This is a genomic window from Staphylococcus sp. GDH8C109P (assembly GCF_017893405.1).
Classification (GTDB): domain Bacteria; phylum Bacillota; class Bacilli; order Staphylococcales; family Staphylococcaceae; genus Staphylococcus; species Staphylococcus cohnii.
The window spans coordinates 360599-383366 of sequence record NZ_JAESMX010000013.1; the positions used below are offsets into that span (position 1 = coordinate 360599).

23 protein-coding genes, 2 pseudogenes and 1 other annotated feature are annotated in these 22768 nt (G+C 32.9%); of the genes and pseudogenes, 1 reads left to right on the plus strand and 24 read right to left on the minus strand.

From position 1 onward, the window contains the following. Positions 1-9: 9 nt before the first annotated feature. The 22 genes and pseudogenes from hisS to KA867_RS06705 form a co-directional block, all read right to left on the minus strand. The gene (gene hisS, locus KA867_RS06600) at positions 10-1272 is read right to left on the minus strand and encodes a histidine--tRNA ligase (protein WP_210137451.1); all 1263 of its coding nucleotides are present in this window, start codon (positions 1270-1272) and stop codon (positions 10-12) included. A 341-nt stretch (positions 1273-1613) separates the two neighbouring features. Then, a complete protein-coding gene (locus tag KA867_RS06605; protein ID WP_210137452.1) occupies positions 1614-2489 on the minus strand; it encodes an N-acetylmuramoyl-L-alanine amidase family protein in 876 nt (291 codons plus the stop codon). Beyond that, entirely contained in the window at positions 2486-2938 is a 453-nt protein-coding gene (gene dtd, locus KA867_RS06610; RefSeq protein WP_107385039.1) for a D-aminoacyl-tRNA deacylase, read from the minus strand. The genes KA867_RS06605 and dtd overlap by 4 nt, the downstream gene beginning before the upstream one ends. A gap of 13 nt (positions 2939-2951) precedes the next feature. After that, positions 2952-5141, minus strand: coding sequence for a RelA/SpoT family protein (locus KA867_RS06615; RefSeq protein WP_019469430.1), 2190 nt, complete (start codon positions 5139-5141; stop codon positions 2952-2954). A gap of 217 nt (positions 5142-5358) precedes the next feature. Beyond that, positions 5359-5631, minus strand: a pseudogene (locus KA867_RS06620) (IS5/IS1182 family transposase); the annotation flags it as partial. 609 nt (positions 5632-6240) lie between these two features. Beyond that, positions 6241-6759 carry an adenine phosphoribosyltransferase gene (locus tag KA867_RS06625; RefSeq protein WP_107384787.1) on the minus strand — a complete coding sequence of 173 codons (519 nt, stop codon included), beginning with the start codon at positions 6757-6759 and terminating at the stop codon, positions 6241-6243. Between the two features lie 15 nt (positions 6760-6774). Beyond that, complete coding sequence (gene recJ, locus KA867_RS06630) at positions 6775-9051, minus strand: single-stranded-DNA-specific exonuclease RecJ (protein ID WP_210137453.1); 2277 nt, start codon at positions 9049-9051, stop codon at positions 6775-6777. Positions 9052-9595: 544 nt separating this feature from the next. Beyond that, the gene (secDF, locus tag KA867_RS06635; RefSeq protein WP_210137454.1) at positions 9596-11872 is read right to left on the minus strand and encodes a protein translocase subunit SecDF; all 2277 of its coding nucleotides are present in this window, start codon (positions 11870-11872) and stop codon (positions 9596-9598) included. A gap of 320 nt (positions 11873-12192) precedes the next feature. Then, on the minus strand, positions 12193-12453 hold the full coding sequence (gene yajC, locus KA867_RS06640) for a preprotein translocase subunit YajC (RefSeq protein WP_019468514.1): 261 nt from the start codon (positions 12451-12453) through the stop codon (positions 12193-12195). A gap of 17 nt (positions 12454-12470) precedes the next feature. Then, positions 12471-13610: a tRNA guanosine(34) transglycosylase Tgt gene (gene tgt, locus KA867_RS06645; protein ID WP_210137455.1), complete on the minus strand. Its 1140-nt coding sequence runs from the start codon at positions 13608-13610 to the stop codon at positions 12471-12473. 24 nt (positions 13611-13634) lie between these two features. Next, positions 13635-14660 (minus strand): tRNA preQ1(34) S-adenosylmethionine ribosyltransferase-isomerase QueA, encoded by a 1026-nt coding sequence (gene queA / locus KA867_RS06650; protein ID WP_210137456.1) that lies wholly within the window; start codon positions 14658-14660, stop codon positions 13635-13637. Positions 14661-14662: 2 nt separating this feature from the next. Then, the gene (gene ruvB / locus KA867_RS06655) at positions 14663-15664 is read right to left on the minus strand and encodes a Holliday junction branch migration DNA helicase RuvB (protein ID WP_210137457.1); all 1002 of its coding nucleotides are present in this window, start codon (positions 15662-15664) and stop codon (positions 14663-14665) included. Between the two features lie 33 nt (positions 15665-15697). Further along, positions 15698-16300: a Holliday junction branch migration protein RuvA gene (ruvA, locus tag KA867_RS06660; RefSeq protein WP_210137458.1), complete on the minus strand. Its 603-nt coding sequence runs from the start codon at positions 16298-16300 to the stop codon at positions 15698-15700. A 12-nt stretch (positions 16301-16312) separates the two neighbouring features. Beyond that, on the minus strand, positions 16313-16768 hold the full coding sequence (locus tag KA867_RS06665; RefSeq protein ID WP_210137459.1) for an ACT domain-containing protein: 456 nt from the start codon (positions 16766-16768) through the stop codon (positions 16313-16315). Between the two features lie 11 nt (positions 16769-16779). Beyond that, entirely contained in the window at positions 16780-18072 is a 1293-nt protein-coding gene (obgE, locus tag KA867_RS06670) for a GTPase ObgE (protein ID WP_210137460.1), read from the minus strand. A gap of 130 nt (positions 18073-18202) precedes the next feature. Continuing rightward, positions 18203-18487 (minus strand): 50S ribosomal protein L27, encoded by a 285-nt coding sequence (gene rpmA, locus KA867_RS06675; RefSeq protein ID WP_019468507.1) that lies wholly within the window; start codon positions 18485-18487, stop codon positions 18203-18205. 11 nt (positions 18488-18498) lie between these two features. Further along, the gene (locus tag KA867_RS06680) at positions 18499-18819 is read right to left on the minus strand and encodes a ribosomal-processing cysteine protease Prp (protein ID WP_107384778.1); all 321 of its coding nucleotides are present in this window, start codon (positions 18817-18819) and stop codon (positions 18499-18501) included. A gap of 2 nt (positions 18820-18821) precedes the next feature. Next, positions 18822-19130, minus strand: coding sequence for a 50S ribosomal protein L21 (rplU, locus tag KA867_RS06685; RefSeq protein ID WP_019468505.1), 309 nt, complete (start codon positions 19128-19130; stop codon positions 18822-18824). A gap of 12 nt (positions 19131-19142) precedes the next feature. Next, positions 19143-19216, minus strand: a sequence feature (ribosomal protein L21 leader region). Positions 19217-19245: 29 nt separating this feature from the next. Further along, positions 19246-19770, minus strand: a complete 525-nt coding sequence (mreD, locus tag KA867_RS06690) for a rod shape-determining protein MreD (RefSeq protein ID WP_210137461.1) — start codon at positions 19768-19770, stop codon at positions 19246-19248. Beyond that, a complete protein-coding gene (gene mreC, locus KA867_RS06695; RefSeq protein WP_210137462.1) occupies positions 19770-20612 on the minus strand; it encodes a rod shape-determining protein MreC in 843 nt (280 codons plus the stop codon). The genes mreD and mreC overlap by 1 nt, the downstream gene beginning before the upstream one ends. Before the next feature lie 464 nt (positions 20613-21076). Further along, positions 21077-21235, minus strand: a complete 159-nt coding sequence (locus KA867_RS06700) for a hypothetical protein (protein ID WP_019468502.1) — start codon at positions 21233-21235, stop codon at positions 21077-21079. A 67-nt stretch (positions 21236-21302) separates the two neighbouring features. Then, entirely contained in the window at positions 21303-21761 is a 459-nt protein-coding gene (locus KA867_RS06705) for a DUF4930 family protein (RefSeq protein ID WP_107384775.1), read from the minus strand. 146 nt (positions 21762-21907) lie between these two features. Between KA867_RS06705 and KA867_RS06710 the strand changes: the two genes are divergently transcribed. Next, a complete protein-coding gene (locus KA867_RS06710) occupies positions 21908-22087 on the plus strand; it encodes a hypothetical protein (RefSeq protein ID WP_210137463.1) in 180 nt (59 codons plus the stop codon). 57 nt (positions 22088-22144) lie between these two features. Here KA867_RS06710 and KA867_RS06715 read toward each other — a convergent pair whose 3' ends face one another. Together KA867_RS06715 and KA867_RS06720 are read right to left on the minus strand one after the other, a co-directional pair. After that, on the minus strand, positions 22145-22417 hold the full coding sequence (locus tag KA867_RS06715; RefSeq protein WP_210137464.1) for a hypothetical protein: 273 nt from the start codon (positions 22415-22417) through the stop codon (positions 22145-22147). Between the two features lie 105 nt (positions 22418-22522). Further along, a pseudogene (locus KA867_RS06720) lies at positions 22523-22666 on the minus strand (JAB domain-containing protein); the annotation flags it as partial. Between the last annotated feature and the right edge of the window lie 102 nt (positions 22667-22768).

The window sequence follows — 22768 nt, forward strand, 5'->3', positions numbered from 1 at the left end:
ATCTTCTCCTTAATTTCTAAAATAGTTAACAAGTTCATTTAAATCAATACGTTCTGATGTTCCGGTTTCCATATTTTTTACATTAATATTTTTTTCTTCTAATTCTTGATCACCAATAACAACCGTATGTTTGGCATTCAGTCTATCGGCTTGTTTCATTTGTCCTTTAACTTTACGTTCCATATAATCTTTATCCGCTTTAACACCATTTTTACGTAAATCATTCAATAATTTCACTGCATAACGGTCTGCTTCTTTACCCATAGTAACGATAAATAAGTCGAAATCATGGTCAACATCTAAATCAATGCCTTCTTCTTCTAATGCCATTAGCAATCTTTCAATGCTAAGTGCAAAACCAATACCTGTTTGACTTGGACCATCTAGCAATTCAAGTAGACCATTATAACGGCCACCACCACATAACGTCGTAATCGCACCTTCATAACTTGGATTATCAATCATCAGTTCAAATGCCGTGTGTGTATAATAATCTAAACCTCTTACTAAGTTAGGATCTTCCTCATATTTGATGTCTAAATCATTTAAATGCTGCTTTACTTCCTCAAAATAGGCTTTTGAATCATCATTTAAATATTCTGTAATACGCGGTGCTGTTTTTACTGCTTCTTTATCTTTATCAACTTTACAATCCAAAATTCTCATTGGATTGGTATGCAAACGTGCTTGGCAATCCTTACAAAAATCACCAATTACTGGTTCAAAATGTTTAACCAAGGCTTCATTGTATTCTTTGCGCGAATCAATATCGCCAATACTATTAATAACCAATTTTAAATGTTTAAGACCAAATGACTGATAAATATGCATGACCATTGCTAAAATTTCAGCATCAATACTAGGGTTTTCTGCACCTATGGCTTCTACACCAAATTGTGTAAATTGACGATAACGTCCTTTCTGTTTTCGTTCATAACGGAACATTGGACCATTGTAGTACAATTTAATCGGTTGGTTAGGTAATCCTTGCATTTTATTTTCTATATATGAACGTACTACTGCAGCAGTACCTTCAGGTCTCAAAGTGATACTGCGATCGCCTTTATCTTTGAATGTATACATTTCTTTTTGAACGACATCCGTAGAATCGCCAACGCCACGTGCAAATAATTCAGTGCTTTCAAAAATAGGCGTACGAATTTCTTCGTAATTATATATTTCCATCAATTCATCTAATTTTGCTTCTATATATCGCCATTTTTTTGTTTCGCTTGGTAAAATGTCTTGTGTTCCTCTAGGAATATTTATCATAAAACCTCTCCTTTTATACAATAAAAAGCCCCTTGCATAACTATACAGTTATACAAGGGACGAATATCCGTGTTGCCACCCTATTTGGTTAGATATAGTTTATCAATAAACTATAACAACCCACTTCATACGGATAACGTTCGTCACACGGCTTTAATTACATAAAGCACCTCTTCTTGCGTTTTAATAACTAAACTACTAAGCATAATTTTCCAGCCTCGAATTATGTCTCTACACATTTAAAATGTTGACGTTTCATTTAGCATAGTCAAGAATAATAACGGTTTTAATATAGAATTCATATCTAATAATAACGAGTTATTGATTAATATGCAACCTTTTTATTCTGAAAAATATGCACGTAAACCATCGACAACTGCTTGTTCAACAATGTGGCGATGTAATTGATTCGTTATCATATTTTCATCAGTTGGGTTACTAATATAACCTAACTCTAATAAAACAGCGGGGACATTTGTCTGTCTCAATACTTGGAAGTTTTCTTGTCGAGCGCCTTTATTTGTCAGTAGCGCTTTCTTTTGTATGTAAAGATTTAATGTTTCTGCAAGTGCTTTTTGATTATCTTGAAGCCAATAAACTGTAGTTCCATTAGCTTTAGAAGATTTTAGCGAATCATTATGTATGCTGATAAAAGCATCACCTTTAATATTACGATCATCCAAACTAACATAACTATCTGAACTTCTCGTCATATTTACAGTCGCGCCTTCTTTTTCAAGAAGACTTTTCAATTCTTTCGCTGTTTTCAGTGTATAAACTTTTTCAGTACTCTTCTTTTTTGTATTACTTGAGGCACCCTGGTCACTTCCCCCGTGACCAGGATCAAGTACAATTGTTTTATCTTTAAGTGGTTTATCGTTTGCATTAGCATCTGCTTGAATATCTAGGTTTGTATGCCAACCAGCCACCCAACCTTTATCTTTATGATTACTTGATTCAACTTCAATCCATTTGCCAGATTTACCAATTTTGTTATAACTTTGACCTTGATTAGCCGGTTTAATAGTAGGATATACAGCATTAGGACCTGTTCTCAAATCAGTATCTTCCGTTATATATATCATACTCGCATCTTCATCATTGTGATTTAGAAAAGCGATGAGCATAAAAATAAATATGACAAATGCTAACGTAACAATAAGTGTTGGGAAATTTTTAAAATTATGTTTATCTAGCCAAGTATTGATTGTTTTCATACGATTTTGCCATCCTGACTTTCATAAATAATTGTCACTGGGCCATCGTTGGCAATATTAACAAGCATATCTGTGCCAAATTCTCCTGTTAATACATTTATGTTATAAGTCCGTAATGCCTCATTAAATTTTTCATAAAGTTCATTTGCTTTTTCAGGCGGCATTGAATTGGTAAAACCAGGTCTATTACCTTTTCTTACATCTGCATATAATGTGAATTGTGAGATAGAAAGAATCTCTCCTCGTACTTGCTGTAAATTCAAATTAAGTTTGCCATTCTCATCTTCAAACAATCGGGCATTCACAATTTTTCTTACTAATGTATCAATATCAGCTTCAGTAGATGATTTGCCTACTCCAACTAGCAAACAAAAGCCTTTATTTATTTTATTATCTATTGAACCATTAGAAACGGATGCTTCTTTCACTCTTTGAACAATAATCCTCATGTATATTTCACCTCTAATTCCAAACTCTTGTTACTGTGTAAACATCGCCAAGTTGTTTAATCTTATCAACAACTTGATAGACTTCATTTACATTTTTCACCATAACACCAATATTAATGATTGCATTTTTATCAATATCTGAACGACCAGAAACTTTAACTAAGTTACTTTTAGTGGAATTAACGGCTTGTAAAACTTCATTTAATAAACCATTTCGGTCATAAGCAGTAACTTCTAAGTCAACTTGATAACGTTGTGTCGCATCTTTAGAGCGTACCCATTCAACACTAATTAATCTGTCTTTTTCATTTTTGATATTAGGACAATCCGTGCGATGCACCTTAATACCATGCCCTTTAGTGATATATCCAACAATATCATCACCGGGTATTGGATTACAACATTTTGACAATTTAATGAGTACATTTTCAATTCCCTCAACGTATACGCCACTATCTGTAGTGATGTCATCCTTAATTGGCACAGATTTTTGTACTTCTTGTACTGAATTTAATGCTTTTTGTTTGTCTTGAATGCGTTGCTTTTCTGTTAATTTATTAACAATTTGTAACGCAGTAACGCCACCAAATCCTACTGCGGCAAATAAATCTTCTTCATTAGAAAAATTATATTTATCTTTTACAACTTCAATATTATCATCCGTTAAAACTGCATCTACACGGAACCCTTGGTCTTTTATTTCTGCTTCGACCATAAACTTACCTTTTTCAATATTAGAAGAGCGATCTTGTTTTTTAAAGAAACTACGTATTTTACTTTTAGCACTAGAAGATTTAACAATTTTTAACCAATCGCGACTTGGACCATAAGAGTGCTTACTTGTTCTGATTTCAACGATATCACCAGTATTGAGCACGTAATCTATCGGCTCAATTTTTCCGTTAACCTTAGCACCAATCATTTTGTTTCCTACTTCGCTGTGTACAGCATATGCAAAGTCAATTGGAACAGCACCATAAGGTAATTCAATCACATCACTTTCTGGCGTAAAAGCATAGACTTTATCACTTTGTAAATCAAATTTTAATGTTTCCATAAACTCTTCTGCATCGGTGGTAGTGCTATCCGTTTCAGCGAGTTCTTTAATCCAATTTAATTTTTTATTGAAATTTTGTGTTTTTTCAGTAACTTTTTTGCCTTCTTTATATGCCCAATGCGCTGCGACCCCGTGTTCTGCAATTTCATGCATTTCATAAGTTCTTATCTGAATCTCTAAAGGATCGCCATTCGGTCCGACGACCGTTGTATGTAATGATTGATACATATTTTGCTTTGGCATAGCGATATAATCTTTAAATCTACCTGGCATGGGTTTCCATAGTGTATGCACAAGACCTAGTACTGCATAGCAATCATTTATTGAATTAACGATAATTCGTATGGCTAACAAATCAAATATTTGGTCGAATTGTTTCTTTTGTTTAACCATTTTTCTATAAATGCTATATATATGTTTAGGCCTACCATTAATATCACCAATTATATTCATTTTTTCCATGTCTGAATCTATGCGATTAATAGCATTTTGTATATATTCTTCTCGCTCACTACGTTTTTTCTTCATAAGATTAACAATTCTGAAATATTGTACACTATCAATATATCTAAGTGCTGTATCTTCTAATTCCCATTTAATCGTATTAATCCCTAATCTATGTGCCAATGGTGCATAGATTTCTAAAGTTTCTTTTGATATTCTTATTTGTTTCTCTCTTGGCATTGCTTTCAGTGTTCTCATATTATGTAATCGATCCGCTAATTTAACTAGAATAACACGCACATCTTTTGCGATAGCAATAAATAACTTGCGATGGTTTTCTGCTTGCTGCTCTTCTTTAGAACGATATTTCACTTTTTTTAGTTTCGTCACGCCTTCTACGATTATGGCAATTTCTTCATTAAACATGCCTTTTACATCATCAAACGTATAAGGTGTGTCCTCGATCACGTCATGTAAAAAGCCTGCAACAATGGTTGGACCATCTAAATGCATTTCAGTTAAAATCCCAGCTACTTGTATGGGATGCATAATATATGGCAATCCATTTTTACGAAATTGACCCTCATGTGCCTCATAAGCTAGATGGTAACTTTTCAATACATATTCATAATCTTCTTTTGACAAATATGATTTTGCTTTGGATAATACTTCGTCCACACTGTATGGATATTCATTGTTCACTTAAGACACCCCTATACTAAATATTAATCACGATTAGATACCCAGTATTATTTTATATCGATTGTAACGTATTTTTACGCTATTAGGTCAAATTATGTATAATAGTTATATAATACTACATGTTATTAAATAAATAAATGCGTACATAAGACAATTGGCAAAATGTAGCTGAATTTTAATTTTTTAATTCAAACAAAAGATAATTTAAGTTAACGAATCATAAGACTATTCTATAAATAAAAAAATAGTACGGGACATAAATGTCTCTGACTAAACAGAAAACGATAATTTCTATTTAAATAATGTAGAAATTGTTGTTTTCTTTATTTTTATCAAATAGTGTAGCTCTTTGAGCCTCTATTTTCCTTACATTCAATACCATTAGGACAAATCCTAATTTTCTTTTGACTTTGTCTATCCCTCAAACTGACATTCGAGTGAAACCCAAAATAGCCTTCGTGAATCCAAAAACTAGTTCTACATCAATTTTTTAAGTAGACATTTTAAACAATCATCACATTCGTATAATTAGAGTCATCTTATAATCTTTACGCATAAGGCACCTCGTTAATATGGTTTAGAAGTGTTTATTAAATTATACGAAAGAGCCTTTTTTTAATAAAAAATGCAAATTGTACTGATTTTGCAACGTGCGGACGCCCGGGGAAATGATATGAGCGAGAGACTACAGGCTCGAGCCATATCCCTAAGCAAGCATACACGGTCAAAATCACATATTATTCTCATATCAAAAGGCCCAATTCTTTATTACTTATGATTTCAGGCTAATTCATGTTATTAACTTTTTAAAATAAAAACATCATTAATTTATTAGAATTAATGAATTGTTTAAAATGAGCCTTTGCTTTTGTATCTTAACAAATATTCCAAACGATTTTGCAACGTGCGGACGCCTGGGGAAATGATATGAGCGAGAGACTACAGGCTCGAGCCATATCCCCAGGCAAGCATGCACGGTCAAAATCGTAATATTTTAAATATAAAGAGGGCAAATCCTTAACAATGGATTTGCCCTCTTATTTTAAGAATGGGGATTTATGTCCCAGTCTCTATAAAATTTCTTTAATTATAAATGTGATTATTCATCGTATGAAATTAAACTCATTACGTCATAATCTTTAATTTTTTCAATACCTTTTAAATATTTTAATTCTATAATAAATGCAATACCTACAACAATACCACCTAATTGTTCAACTAACTTAATAGCTGCTTCAATTGTGCCGCCAGTAGCTAATAAATCATCTGTAATTAACACACGTTGACCTGGTTTAATTGCATCTTTGTGCATGGTTAATACGTTTGTACCATACTCCAAATTATACTCATAACGAATAACTTCTCTAGGAAGTTTGCCTTCTTTTCTCACTGGCGCAAAGCCAATACCCATTGAATATGCAACAGGACAACCAATGATGAAACCTCTAGCTTCCGGCCCTACAACTACATCAACGTCTCGCAGTTTTGCATATTTAACTATTTGATCCGTGGCATAACCATAAGCTTCGCCATTGTCCATTATTGTTGTGATATCTTTGAAGTTAACACCTGGCTGTGGCCAGTCTGATACTTCAGATACATATTGTTTTAAATCCATACAAACTTCCTCCTATTATTCTACCAATTCATCCTTTATCCATTGCTTCAAACGATTAAAATCCTCATAAAGCAATAACTTTTCAACTTCAATTCTGTCGATACGACTTTGATAATATTTACTTGAAGCAATATCACGTTTTGTTGAAACACTATTTAATTTAATTATACCATTTTCAACTTGAATAAACTCTAAATCCATGAAAACTTTCAAGATAAATTTAAGTATATGTGGTTGAATGTTTAAAAATTCACTTAGTTGTACACCTTCATTAGCTAAATTTGTTTCTTTTTTAGCTGCTAGTGCTTTAAAACATTGTTTAAATGTTTCCATTTTAGGCATACCTTCAAAGTATATCGATCTCTCATGATTTAACACGAGATAAATTTGAGATATATCAACTGTTTTTAATGTTATTTTTAAATCATTAATGGATGTTGGCAAATCTCTAAAGACATATTTATCATACTTATTAATAATTTCATCACCATAATAGTGATAATTTTCACCTAACTTTTCACTTCTTTGATGAATCAGGTAAGCAACATTCTCAGCATCTGAATTTAATTCATTTACTTTGTTTTTGCTTCTATAATCTAAAATCTGTAAATTATGACTTGCTAAATCTTCAATCATAAATTGAGGTGATTGGAATCCATTCCATTCATTAATTTGTAATGTTCCAATTACGTTGATAGGTTGTTGCACACCCAATTCTTTTACTAAGTGACCGCTTTGCCAAAAGATCGCTTGTAATTGACTTTCTCCAATAACGAGTTTTAAGTGCTTTTTTTCTTGACCAATACCCTTTACTTGTTGAACAAGGACGTCTTGTAATTCGAAGCACGGGCTAGTGAAATCAGTACCAAATGGTCGCAATCTTTGAATATCTTTAATATTTTGTATAGTAATATCACTTTCTGAAATAGTTACATCCACTTTTTTACGTGGTTCAAGTGAAGTTGTTTCTGCTAATTGTGCCATCCATTCATTTAAACTATTCTGCAACGGTTGAATATTTTCTATAGGCATTGTAACCCCAGCTGCCATATGGTGGCCACCAAATTTCGTGATTAACTGTGAATAATCACTTAAAATTTCAAACATTGATACTTGATCAATGCTTCGAGCTGAACCTTTTGCGTGGTTTTGGGCTTCATCAATATTTAAAATTAATGTTGGAAGACTGTAAGTTTCAACAATTCTCGATGCTACAATACCAAGTACGCCTTCATGCCAATCTGTTTGAGCTAACAGTAAGAATTTCGAACCTTGTTGTACTTGTTCCTCTGCCATCACAAGTGCTTCTTCAGTTATTTGAGAAACAATATCTTTACGTTCTTGATTAAAAAATTCAACTTGTTCAGCTAAAAACATCGCTTCATCTTCTGTTTCAGTCATTAATAACTCTGCAGCGAGTGCAGCATCCTCTAAACGTCCTACAGCATTTAATCGTGGTCCTATAATAAATCCGACAGTTTCTTCATTTATTTCGTCATTATAGCCAGCTTGGTTTAAAATAGCTTTTATTGATGGCGGACAATATTTATTTAATGACGCTAAACCATTTTGCACCAGCGTTCTATTCTCATCCGTTAAGGATACTAAATCAGCAATTGTTCCAATAGCAACCAAACCAAGAAAATGAACTGGTGGTTCATCCAATAAACATTGAGCCAACTTATAAGCAACACCTGCACCACACAGATATTTAAATGGATATTCAAACTCAGGATGCATTGGATGGACAATCGCATATGCATTAGGCATGGTTTTACCAATTTCATGGTGATCTGTGACAATAACGTCAACACCTAGGTCTTGAACCATTTGTATTTCATCATGCCCTTGAATACCATTATCCACTGTTATAATTAATGATATCCCTTCATCATAAGCATTTTTAAAAGCCAATTCATTTGGCCCGTAACCTTCAGAAAAGCGGTTCGGTATATACCAACCTACATGAGCACCAAGTTCTTTCAATGTAGACACTAATATAGTCGTTGAAGTGACACCATCCGCATCATAGTCTCCATATACTAAAATCTTTTGGTTTTGATCTATCGCTACATTGATACGCTCAATAGCTTTATCCATATCACTCATCTTCCAAGGGTCATGTGTAATTTGAACCCCTTCTAAAAGATTTCGAATATCAGTTTCATCTGTTATACCTTTACTTTCCAAAACTTTTTTTACAATAGGAGTTAGCTTTAAATCTGTTGCAATATTTTCTGCTATTTCAACTTCAGGTAATTTAACATCCCAATTATATTTTGATTTAATCATACTATTCTCCCTCATTTCCACAAGCAATTATACAAAAGAATTTGAAAAATAAAAAGTGGTAACCTTTATCTCAATTATAGTTAAAACTTTAAACGATTTTGTATCGTGCAGACGCCCGGGGAAATGATATGAGCGAGAGACTACAGGCTCGAGCCATATCCCCAGGCAAGCATACACGATCAAAATCGCAAGTTATTCTCATATAAAAAGAACCAATTCTTTATTACTTATAATTTCAAACTAACTCATGTTATTAACTTTTTTAAAATAAAACATCATTAATTTATTAGAATTAATAAATTTTTAAAATGATTTTTTATCTTGAGAAGTATTTCGAACGATTTTGTATCGTGCGGACGCCCGGGGAAATGATATGAGCGAGAGACTACAGGCTCGAGCCATATCCCCAGGCAAGCATACACGATCAAAATCGTAAATATTAACGATAAAAAAGGCAAATCCATGGGAACATGGATTTGCCTTTCATTTATAGTGTGAGCTTTTGCGTCACCCTATTTTATATTAGTACATGTTTCGATATTAATTATACTAATATTTTTTCATCATTTGATTTTTTCTCTTTATATACAATAAGTTTATTGTCATCTGACTTTTTAAGCTGACGTTTTTTCATTATTCCCCATAAAGGAACAGCTATAAATACTGATGAGAATACGCCAGATATTAAACCAATTAACAATGCTAATGAGAAATTGAAAATACTTGGTGCACCGAATGCTAATAGTGCAACTACAACTATGATAACTGTCAATACTGTATTGATAGAACGCGTCATTGTCTGACGAATTGATCTATTTACAATATCATCGATTTGTTTAGGTTTCGTAATCACTTTAACTTTATGCAAGTTCTCACGTACCCTGTCAAACGTTACAATCGTATCATTAATTGAGTAACCAATAATAGTTAGCACAGCTGCAATAAATGTAATGTCGACTTCCAATCTAAACAGACTGAATATAGCCACAATCATAAATGCATCGTGTAATAGTGCTAACACTGAGGACAGTCCCATACGCCATTCGAATCTGAATGTGATATAAATAATGATGCCGATAGCTGCATATAATAGTGCCATCATTGCATTTTTTGCTAATTCTTGACCTATAACTGGTGAAACGGTATTAACAGTTGGATCATTACCGAATGATTTATCAATCGTGTCCTTAATTTTTGACACTTCATCTTTAGATAAGTCATTTTTGAATTGTACTGTTGCGTTTTTGCCGTTTTCACCTAAGGAAACTTGGGTAGGTTTAAAATTTTGATCCTCAAGTGTTTTTGTCACTTTCGCTTCAGATATTTTATCTTTCGATTCAAAATCAACTCTTGTACCACTTGTAAAATCAATACCTAAGTTAAGTTTGAAAACAAACAGTATAACTGCACCGACGATTAAAATTAATACACTTAGTGACAGTAATGGTTTGGCTAACTTCATGAAATCCCAACGCTCATATGGTGTTTTTAAATCATGAACTTCCTTACCTTCATTTATATCTGCAATATGATGCTTGTTGACACCAAATAACCAAGATGATTTCTTGAAGAAATCTGAAGAAACAAGCAGTGAAAGTAACCATCTTGATAAAAATACTGCTGTTACAAAAATCATTAAAATACCAAGTAGCAACATTGTAGCGAAACCTTTTACAGAACTTTCACCAAAGAAGAACAATACAGCAGCAGCAATCACTGTTGTAAGCTGCGCATCGACTATGGTTAAGAATGAACTTTTATTCGCTTTTTTATAGGCTTGTTTGAGCGTTCGTCCAATTTTTAGTTCATCTTTAATCCGTTCATACATGATAATATTCGCATCGACTGCCATACCGACACCCAGTACTAAAGCTGCAAGGCCTGGTAATGTTAATACACCAGAAATGAAGTTAAATGCAACTAATGTCAAATAAATATAAACAGTAAGTGCAATAACAGCTACTAGCCCTGGCAAACGATAGAAACCTAACATAAATAAATAAATAACCGCTATGCCAATTGCTGCAGCAAATATTGTTTTATCTAAAGCATCTTGTCCAAATTGTGCACCTACAGAATTAGAATAAATTTCATTAAGGTCTACAGGTAATGAACCAGAATTTAATAAATCTGCAATTTGTTTTGCTTCTTCAATACCTTTTTCGCCTTTAAATCCACCAGAAATTTCTACACTATCTGAATTGATAGGTTTGTCAACTGAAGCAGCAGACACATATTTCGGATCTTTTTTATTCATTTCTTTATGGTAAGTATCACCTTTTTCGTGATCTAGCCATACAACCATGACATTTTCATCTTTTTTAGAAATTTCTTCAGTTACTTTTTTAAATTTATCACTATCTTTTAATTTAAATGTAACTGCGGGTTGATTCGTATTCTGTTTAAATTCTTGTTTCGCTGAACCTTGTTGAATATCTTTACCCGTTAATTTGATATTATCATCAGCATCACGAATCGTTAAATTAGCTTGTGAAGATAAAATTTCTCTAGCTTGAGATTGATTTTTTATACCCGCTAATTGTACACGGATTCTATTTTTATCTTCCACTTGAATCTTAGGTTCAGAAACCCCTAAAACGTTCACACGGTTTTCAAGTGTTTTTGCTGTGGCTTTTACAGCTTTATCATCAATTTTATCACCTTTTTGTAAAGGGTCAACTTGGTATAAGACTTCAAAGCCACCTTGTAAGTCTAATCCGAGGCTGACATTTTTAACTACATTTTTATATGTAAGTCCTATTCCACCTAACAATAGAACTACAAGCAATATAAATGCAACTATTCTACTACTTTTCTTCACTTGAACACCTCATTGTAAGCTTATGTTATAAATTCATAATTCAATCGCATTCGCTCTCATATACTAAACGATTAAATTTCCTCAATAACCTTACATATTTTAACACATTACATAAAGTGTAAAAACAAACTTAACTTATTTGTAACTTCTTTTTAAATGTAAGTGTTACCAATTGTAATGATTATTTAAGCTATTTAAAAATTTGATTTTGTCTATCTTTCATTATAACACCAACTATGTCTTTAAAGTCCAATATCTTTAGGTTTTGTTAAACAAAAAACGAACTGATAGTATATATCAGTTCGTAATAATAAGTTCATTTATGAAGGATCAACTTGTTTAATAGCTGGTTTTTCTAAAGTGATTTCTGTACCATTGCCATTTAAAGTTAATACAACTGTAGTTTCGTCAACGCTACGTACAGTACCTTTGATTCCACCTATAGTAGTAACATGTTGACCTGATGAAATTTGGCTAATCATTTCACGATGCTCTTTAGCCTTTTTTTGTTGTGGTCTAATTAAGAAGAACCACATTAATACTAATAATAATATCGGTAATATCAATGAAGTAAATTGCATATAGTTATTTCTCCCTTTTAAAAGTTTTTTGGGTTTTCTACATTTAGTCCATACTGTTCAAAGAATTCTTCTTTAAAATCAAGTAAACGATCATCGCGAATAGCTTGTCGGATGTTTTCCATTAATTTCAGCAAGAAATGTAAATTATGATAAGTAGTAAGACGGATACCAAAAGTTTCTTCTGCTTTTATTAAATGTCTTATGTATGCTCTACTATAATTTTTACAAGTATAGCAGTCACAATTATCATCAAGTGGACCTAAATCTTCAGCATATTTAGCATTTTTTATAGTAACACGGCCATGTGAAGTCATACATGTACCATTACGTGCAATACGTGTAGGTAATACACAATCAAACATATCCATACCTCTAATGCTACATTCTATTAACGCATCTGGTGAACCCACACCCATTAAATAACGTGGCTTATCTTTAGGCATAAATTGTTGTGTATGCGAAACCATATCATACATTACTGGTTTTGGTTCTCCAACAGATAAACCTCCGATAGCATAACCAGGAAAGTCCAACGCTACTAATTCTTCAGCGCTTTGTTGACGTAAATCTTTGTATTCTCCGCCTTGGATAATGCCAAATAAAGCTTGATCTTCAGGTCTTTGATGTGCTTGTAAACATCTAGCAGCCCATCTACTTGTTCTTTCGATTGAATCTTTTACATATTGATATTCAGCTGGCATAGGTGGACATTCATCAAATGCCATCATAATATCTGAGCCAAGATCATTTTGAATCTGCATTGATTTTTCAGGACTCAAGAATAATTTAGAACCATTAGTATGATGACGGAATTCAACACCTTCTTCAGTGATTTTTCGTAAATTACTTAAACTAAACACTTGAAAACCACCTGAATCTGTCAGTATTGGACCATTCCAGTTCATGAACTGATGTAATCCCCCACTCTTTTTGATAATATCATTTCCTGGTTGCAACCACAAATGATATGTATTTCCTAATATTATTTTTGCTTCCATCTGATGCAATTCTTCAGGACTCATCGTTTTAACTGTGGCTTTAGTACCAACAGGCATAAACATTGGTGTTTCAAACGATCCATGTGGTGTATGCACGATTCCTAATCTTGCTCCAGATTGTTTACATGTTTTTATATGTTCATATGTTACAGCAGGCATACAAAAACTCCTTTCGTTTCATTCCTAAAAAATTAACATTGCATCGCCGAAACTAAAAAATCTATATTCTAATTTGACAGCCTGTTGATAAGCGTTCAAAATATAATCTCTTGAACTAAATGCCGAAACTAACATCACTAGCGTTGATTTCGGCAAGTGAAAGTTTGTTATTAAACCATCTATTGCTTTAAAATTAAAACCAGGATAGATAAAAATATCAGTCCATCCACTTTCTGCTACAAAATTGCTATGTGTTTGCATAATGGTTTCCAATGTTCTAGTAGAAGTTGTGCCAACTGAAAAGATACGATGCCCATTTGCTTTTGTAGCATTTAGTAAATCTGCTGTTTCTTGATTCATTTGATAATATTCACTGTGCATTTCATGATCATCTATATTTTCAACACTCACAGGTCTAAATGTACCTAACCCGACATGTAAAGTAATAAATGCAATATTAACACCTTTAGCTTTTAATTGTTCAAGTAGTTCATCAGTAAAATGAAGTCCTGCTGTAGGAGCTGCAGCTGATCCTGATGCTTTTGCATAAACAGTTTGATAACGATCTGGATCATCTAAGCGTTCTTTAATATATGGAGGCAGTGGCATTTCACCCAATTCATCCAAACGTTCTTGTAGTATACCTTCATAATTTAAACGCATGATTCTTCCGCCCTGATCTAAAGTTTCAAGGCATTCGGCAACTATTTTGCCTTCACCAAAAGATAATTTGTCGCCTACTTTAATTCTTTTTGCCGGCTTCAATAAGACTTCCCAGTCATTATCTTCAAGTTGTGTTAGCATCAACATTTCTACTTTTGCACCTGTCTCTTCTTTTAAACCAAATAAACGTGCAGGCATCACTCTGGTGTCATTAAGTACTAATGTATCTCCTGATTCAATATAATCAATAATATTTTTAAAGTGTTTATGTTCGATATTTCCAGTTTTTCTACCAAGCACAAGCAATCTACTCTCATCTCTATTTTTCAGAGGCGTTTGAGCGATTAATGATTCTGGCAAATGATAATCAAATGCTTCAATATCCAAAACTATTCCTTCTTTCCATTCTTACTAAAATGTTCAAAAGCATACGCTGTCGCTTTACGTCCTCTTGGTGTACGTTCAATAAATCCTTTTTGTATTAAAAATGGCTCATAAACATCTTCAATTGTGACACGTTCTTCACCAATTGAAACAGCGATTGTATCTAAACCTACAGGGCCACCTTTATATTGTTCTAAGATGCAGTTCATCATCTTATGATCGATATAATCTAACCCTTCATCATCCACTTGCAATAATGCTAAAGATTGCTTTGTAGTTTCAATACTTATTAATTCATCTTCTTTAACTTGTTGAAAATCTCTAACTCGTTTTAACAGCCTATTCGCCACTCTCGGTGTACCTCTGCTTCTTTTTGCCAGTTCTATGGCACTTTCATCATCTATAGTCGTACCCAATACTTCTGCGGTACGGATTATAATTTCTTTCAATTCATGTTCTTTATAATATTCTAATCTCAGATGAACGCCAAATCTATCACGTAAAGGCGCAGTTAAACTCCCGGCTCTGGTTGTAGCACCTATTAATGTAAAAGGAGGCAAGTCAATACGTATACTTCGCGCTTCTTCTCCCTTACCAATCACAATATCAAGAAAGAAATCTTCCATTGCTGGATATAAAACTTCTTCTACGACACTACTCAATCTGTGAATTTCATCAATAAATAATACATCACCAGGTTGTAAACTAGACAAAATAGCAGCCAAGTCACCCGGCCGTTCAATAGACGGTCCAGAAATGGTTCTAATATTAACTTCCATTTCATTAGCGATGATATTGGATAAAGTCGTTTTACCTAATCCAGGGGGGCCAAATAAAAGTACATGATCTAACGGTTCTTTCCTAATTTTAGCTGCTTTTATAAAAACTTCTAAATTTGATTTAATCGTTGATTGTCCTATATATTGGCGTAATCTTTCTGGTCTTAAAGATAATTCAAATGATGATTCATCCTCATGCATAGACTGATCTACCATTCTATCATCCATTTATATTTCCCCCTTCATAAAATTTCAGCAAAATTAAGCTATAAGCAACTGTAATCCACGCTTCACTGCATCATCTATGGATTCAAAAGATTCCTTAGCTAAAGTTTTTTCAACTTTATTCAACTCTCTCTTAGAATAACCCAGTGCTTCTAAAGCTAGCAACGCTTCTTTTACAATTGCAGAATTTTGCGGACTATTTTGGTCCACATTAAACAATTGACTGCTATCTTCCTCTGTTACTTGTACTTTACCTTTGAGGTCTAAAACAATTTGACGCGCTGTTTTTTTACCTATGCCAGGAAATTTTGTTAAATAAGCATCATTTTCATTTTCAATTGCAATTTTCACTTCGTTTGGTGAACTGCTAGCTAAAATTGCCAAAGCTGATTTTGGACCGATGCCTGTCACTTTAATTAAACTTAAAAACATGTCTTTTTCCTCTTGATTAATAAAGCCATAAAGCAGCTGTGCATCTTCTCTTACAATCAGTGAAGTATGAATCAAAATCTCTTGATCTTTATATTTTTGAAATCGATATGAGTTTGGAGTTTGAATCTCATAACCTACGCCTGAAGCCTCTAAAACTACATGCGTGGGATTTAAAACGGTTAAAGTTCCTTTAATATATGCGTACACAGTCACACTTCCTTATATAGTCATACTAATGAGTTCCACATTAGAAATATGTTCAATCTTTTTTAATGCGTTTATGACTTCATCTATTTCTAAATCTGTGCCTTTGCCATCTAATGATAATGTAATGGTAGCTCTACCGTCCATCGGTATACTTTGATGAATCGTCAACACTGACAAATCTAATTTAGAAAGTGTATTTAAAACCTCAGCTAACATACCTATGATGTCATTCACATACAAAATCAATGTAAACTCTCTTGTTTCTTCTAATTTTTCGTCAACTGGAAATATCGTATCACGATATTTGTAAAACGCACTTCGGGATAAATCAAATTGTTTCACTGCTTCAAATATGGACAATGATGGGTTATTTTTCAAAACTTCTTTGATTTGTAAAGTTTTAACCACTGATTCAGGTAACACATCTTCACGAATTAAATAAAACTTTTTATTATCATTTTTGTCCATATCAAACACTCCTATTCAACAAATTCAAATTCTCCACCAAGTATTCTTACAATATCTCCATTTTCGCAACCACGTTCACGTAATGCATCATCAATACCCATTGAACGCATTTGACGTGCAAAACGTCTAACCGCTGGATCACTATTAAAGTCAGTCATCTTGAACATTCTTTCTATAGCTTTACCACTCACTACGTAAGCAGCATCATCGTCTCTAGTAATCGTAAATGCATCCTGACTAGGTGTATGTTTATACACTACTCTATTAACACCTAAATCTTCTTCTTCTTTATTAAAATCTACATCTTTGACCTCTTCTAATGTATCAGCAATAGCATATAATAATTCATCAATATTGTCGTGCATTACTGTAGACAAGGGAATAATGCGTACACTTTTGTCATTTAATTGTTCTTTAAAAATGGTCAAATTATCCTCTGCTTCAGGGATATCCATTTTATTAGCAACTACAATTTGTGGTCGGTCTTCTAATCTATGTTCATAAGCTTTTAATTCTTCATTTATAACCTGATAATCTTCGTAAGGATCGCGACCTTCCGAACCACTCATATCAATCATATGCACGATTACTTTGGTTCTCTCAACGTGTCTTAAAAATTGGTGACCCAATCCGATACCTTCAGAAGCACCTTGTATAAGTCCAGGCAAATCTGCCATCACAAAACTACGATGATCTTTGGTAGAAACAACGCCTAGATTAGGTTTAATTGTTGTGAAGTGATAAGCTCCAATCTTTGGTTTTGCTTTAGAAACTGTTGATAATAATGTAGATTTTCCAACACTAGGGAAACCGACTAAACCAACATCTGCAAGTAGTTTCAGTTCCAAAGTAACCTCAATTTCTTCACCTGGTTCACCGTTTTCACTAAAATCTGGTGCAGGATTTCGCGGAGAAGCAAAGCGGGAATTCCCGCGTCCTCCACGACCACCTCGTGCAACTGTAGCACGCTGTCCATTCTCTACTAAATCAGCTAGGACTTCTTCAGTCTCTACACTTTTAATGATTGTGCCTGGCGGTACTTTTAATACTAAATGCTCAGCATTTTTACCGTGCATATTACTACTTTGACCACCTTCACCTCTTTTAGCTTTGAAATGTGTTTGGTATCTGAAATCTAATAACGTTCTTAGACCTTCATCTACTTCGAACACAATTGAAGCTCCGTTACCACCGTCACCACCTGCTGGACCGCCAAATGGTACATATTTCTCTCTTCTATATGCAGTTATGCCATTACCGCCATCACCAGCTTTGAGTGATATTTTAACTTGATCAACAAACATGATTTCACCTCTTTTTTATAAAACTTAATTTACATATCTTGTATATTATAGCATTTTCTAGATAACTAGAAAATAAAGACAAAAAATAAACACCAGAAGTCATCACTTCTGGTGTTAACATGAACAAAAATTACTCAGCAGCTGCGTATACAGATACTTGTTTTTTGTCTCGACCTTTACGTTCAAATTTTACAACGCCGTCGATTTTAGCGAATAATGTATCGTCGCCACCACGACCAACATTTTCACCAGGATAAATTTTAGTACCACGTTGACGGAATAAAATAGAACCGCCAGTAACGAATTGACCATCCGCACGTTTAGCACCTAAACGTTTTGATTCAGAGTCACGTCCGTTTTTTGTAGAACTTACCCCTTTTTTAGATGCGAAGAACTGTAAGTTTAATTTTAACATTTGGTTGCACCTCACTTATAATTTAATCTAATATTTTCTTTGTATTCTTCTTCAATGGTCTGCAAAGAGACTAACATTGCTTGAAGAATTAATTGCGCTTTTTCGTTATTCGTATCAACACTTCTAACATGGAAGTATCCACCGTCATCACTATAGTCAATGTCGGGTTTCTCAGATGTTAATCCCATTATAGCATTAACACTTCCGAAAATAACTGCAGATGCTCCTGCACAAACAATATCGTAACCGTAGTCGCCATGATCAGCATGACCATCCATGATAACGTCAGTTACTTGACCCGAATCATTTAATGTAACATCTACATTAATCATAATTACGCGTTGATTTTGTCGATTGTTAATTTAGTGTATGGTTGACGGTGACCTTTTTTACGTTTAGAGTCTTTACGACGTCTATAAGTGAAAACAGTAATTTTTTTACCGCGACCTTGTTTGTTTACAGTAGCAGTAACTGTTGCACCTTCAACTGTTGGTGCTCCAACTTTAACTGAATCTCCACCTACAAATAGTACTTTATCAAAAGTGAAAGAATCACCTTCATTTACGTCTAATTTTTCAACGAAAATTTCTTGTCCTTCTTCAACTTTTACTTGTTTTCCACCTGTTTCAATAATAGCAAACATACTTTGCACCTCCTATAATTTAAGTCACGCCAAACTCAGGTGACATCTTTGTACTTAAACCTGAATCCGAGCGGTTGTATGTAGCTAGAAACTACTCAACTACTGCATTTTAGCATTATGATCTTTCACTGTCAATCTTCAATTGGATTTTCTTGAGAAATTTAGTTATTAGCGGATACAAAACAATTAATAAAATTAAATTTAGAATATATGTCGGTATCATTCTAAAAATCACAAACTCAAACAGATTAAATTGAACTAATCCTAAAACACTATATATAACTGCTACATAAATTTCTAACACGAGTGTACTTAACAAGACGATAGTAAATAACATCGTATGATCTCGATAAAATACCTTGAAGAAAAAATCCATGATTACGACTAATAAAATATAGCCAAATAAATATAATCCGTAAAAGCTACCATAATATAAATCGGTAATTAATCCTAATACTGTAGATAAAATCAGAGCTACACCAAAACCTCTATAGACACTAATGATTAAGATGTACATAATCGTTAAATGAGGTACAAAAATAATCTCTTTCCCAGAAATTTGCATAGGTATGACAAGTGCAATTGCGGTATCAATATAAAAAAGAATGACACCTATTAGAAAGTAGTAAAAAGCTCGCATTAATTATCACCACTTTCAGTATCAGGTACTGTATTAGGGTCTCTTTTAGCAACATAAACATGACTTAAATCAGCTAAGTCTGTACCAGTTTTCACTCTAACTTCTTTAGCTAAACCATACTCATCATTTTCAACTTTTGCTACTTCACCTATGTATAACCCAGTTGGAAGCTGATCAGCTAATCCACTTGTAACTACCTTATCTCCTTTTTTAACACTGTCTTTATTATTAATATCAGATATTACTAGTTCTTCCTTTTTTGCATCATAATGGTCTATGAGGCCAAACACGTTTATATCATCATGTTGAATATTGACAGATAAACGATTTGCCCTTGTGTTTGTTGATATTAAATCTACTTGTGAAGAAAATTGATTCACTTTAGAGATTCGACCAACTAAACCATCAGAAGTCATTACTGCCATATTATTTTTGATTCCATCTTTTGAACCTTGATTAATCACTAATGTATTCATCCACTGATCGGGGTTTCTAGACAGAACTGTGCTTGAAATTGGATCGAATTTAGATATGTCTTCAATATCTAATTCTTTTTTGTACTTTTTATTCTCTGACTTTAACCTTTGATTTTCCGCCTCTAACTGTTTCAACTCACTTGATTGTTTTTTTGAATCACCACTGGTAAAAATATTATTGATAGATCCAGTAATAAATTGGACTGGATAACTCACAGCTTTTTGGCCAAAAGCTACTGTATCCCCAACATACTGTTCAACATGTGATTGGGATTGGGATCGCAATGACACACCAATCAAGGCGATAAAAACAATGATTGCACATAATATAACAATCAATTTGTTGTTTCTAAAAAACTTTGACAACCTAAACACCTCTATTAACCAACTATTTTATCTTCTTCCTATCATTTTATATTACTACATAAACGAAATAAAGCACGAACATAAAGAATATGAAACAAAATTCATTTGTGAATTTTAATTATGAAGATAAGTTTACTACATTTTATATTCAAACATTGTGATAACTTGTATTATAGCAATAAATATAGAGAATAGTGTATTATTTAGTATTAATTTAAATGCACCATTTCATTTTTGAAATAGTCATAGAAAATTCCATTTTAGGCCAATCCTTTACTCAATTTGATAAATATCCCATCTCATAAAAAAGAACGAGTTAAAATCAATCATATCCATATTGATTTGAAGCTCGTCCTGGTTATTAATCATATTTATTTTTCAAACTAAAAAATTACCTAGAAGCTGCATAAACCACAGCTTTCATAAATATTTAATTAACTTACTGTACTCGCATTAAACGAATCCTATTTCTGCTCTTCATCTGATGATGTTTTAGAGTCATTAGACTTACTAGATTCTTTTTCATCTTCTTTATAAAGCGTTTCTTCTTTACGCCAACGCGCAAATAAATTTTGTGCTTTTGCTTGTTCGTCTGCTTTTTTTTCATTAGATTTTTCACTCATTATAAACACCAACCTTTTCATATTACTTATATAAGGCTAACTTATTTATTAAAAGAATTCAAACCCCTTACTCATAATTTGAAGCTGGCTTCAATTCTATATGTTCGCCCAATTGATTAAGGTCTTGATTCATCTCTATTTCAGTTTTATAAACTCTCATGGATTCAGAACCAAATTTATAAATAATAAATTCATCTCCACGTTGACCAGCTAAATAAGTGTCATTATACCCCATTCTTTCGATACCAGTTACTGACATAAACTCCCGCTTATCAATCCAATTAAACATATTTTTTGTTTGACTAAGTGGAACATTATTCAAAATATCGTTATCTTCTACTGAATATCTTTGTCCACCTGTTAGATGACCTTTATTTGCGCTATTATTTAAGGATGATTCATCATTATGAATTGGGTTCCAATCTTGGTCTTTCAAAAAGGGCGCATATTTGAGTGCGAAAAATACAATTACTATAATTGCAATAATAGCTATAATATTCTTTATAATACTAAATATGAAACGCATGAACCATCCTCCTATTTTATTCATCAAAATTATAGTATGTTTAATAAATTTTATCATCAGACTATAGGTGTATTTATATCTTAACTATAGACCGATGTATGTTTCATGCATTAATATTAAACTATATTAAAAGGAGTGAATAGACAATGAGTATTTTATCTATAATCCTGCTTGCACTCTTAGTTATCTTATTATTTAGAGTAGGTTTATCTATTTTAAGATTTTTAATCTATGTTGGCATAATTATATTATGTATTTATCTAGGATACCAAGGCATTCTTTGGTTAATGGAAAATTATAATCAATTTTTCAGTTTTATAAATTAAAATTTTAGCGCTTATAGACATTGAAGTCCATTAAGCGCTTTTTAAGAATTCAAATGATTATTTTTTCGCAAGTACTTGATAACAATAATAACACCCACACAATAACAGCGCCCAAATAACCCCAAGGATAATCGCACTAAAAACCACATTAAAAAGCGAATGATTATAATCCTTTAAAAAACTTAGTACTGCTGAGGAAATAGTAACACCTATCGTTGAAATCAATACAGTATAGTAAATATGTTTCATTCTCATATTAGTTTTCATTTTAATCATTTGCATTAAATAAATCACAGGTAATAACAGCGCTACTAAAAGTATACTTTCCATCCTCTAATCTCCTAATTTGATGCCTCAAATATAATATGCTCGTTAAGTATAAGATGACAACTTAATCAAACATCGTTAGTAATATTATATTTTAATCATTGTTATTTAATCAAAGTAACCCGCTTCTACCATGCTTAAATATTCATGGTCGCCAATAATGACATGGTCTAATAAATCAATACCTAATAGTTGACCACAATCTCTAAGTCTCGCAGTGGTTTTAATATCTTCATTTGAAGGTGTTACATCTTATCAAGAGTAAATTACTAAAAATCCATTAACATCAATGTTTTTACTTTAAGGACATATATTTAACGCATTAAATCAAAAGAAAAAATACAATGTAATTAT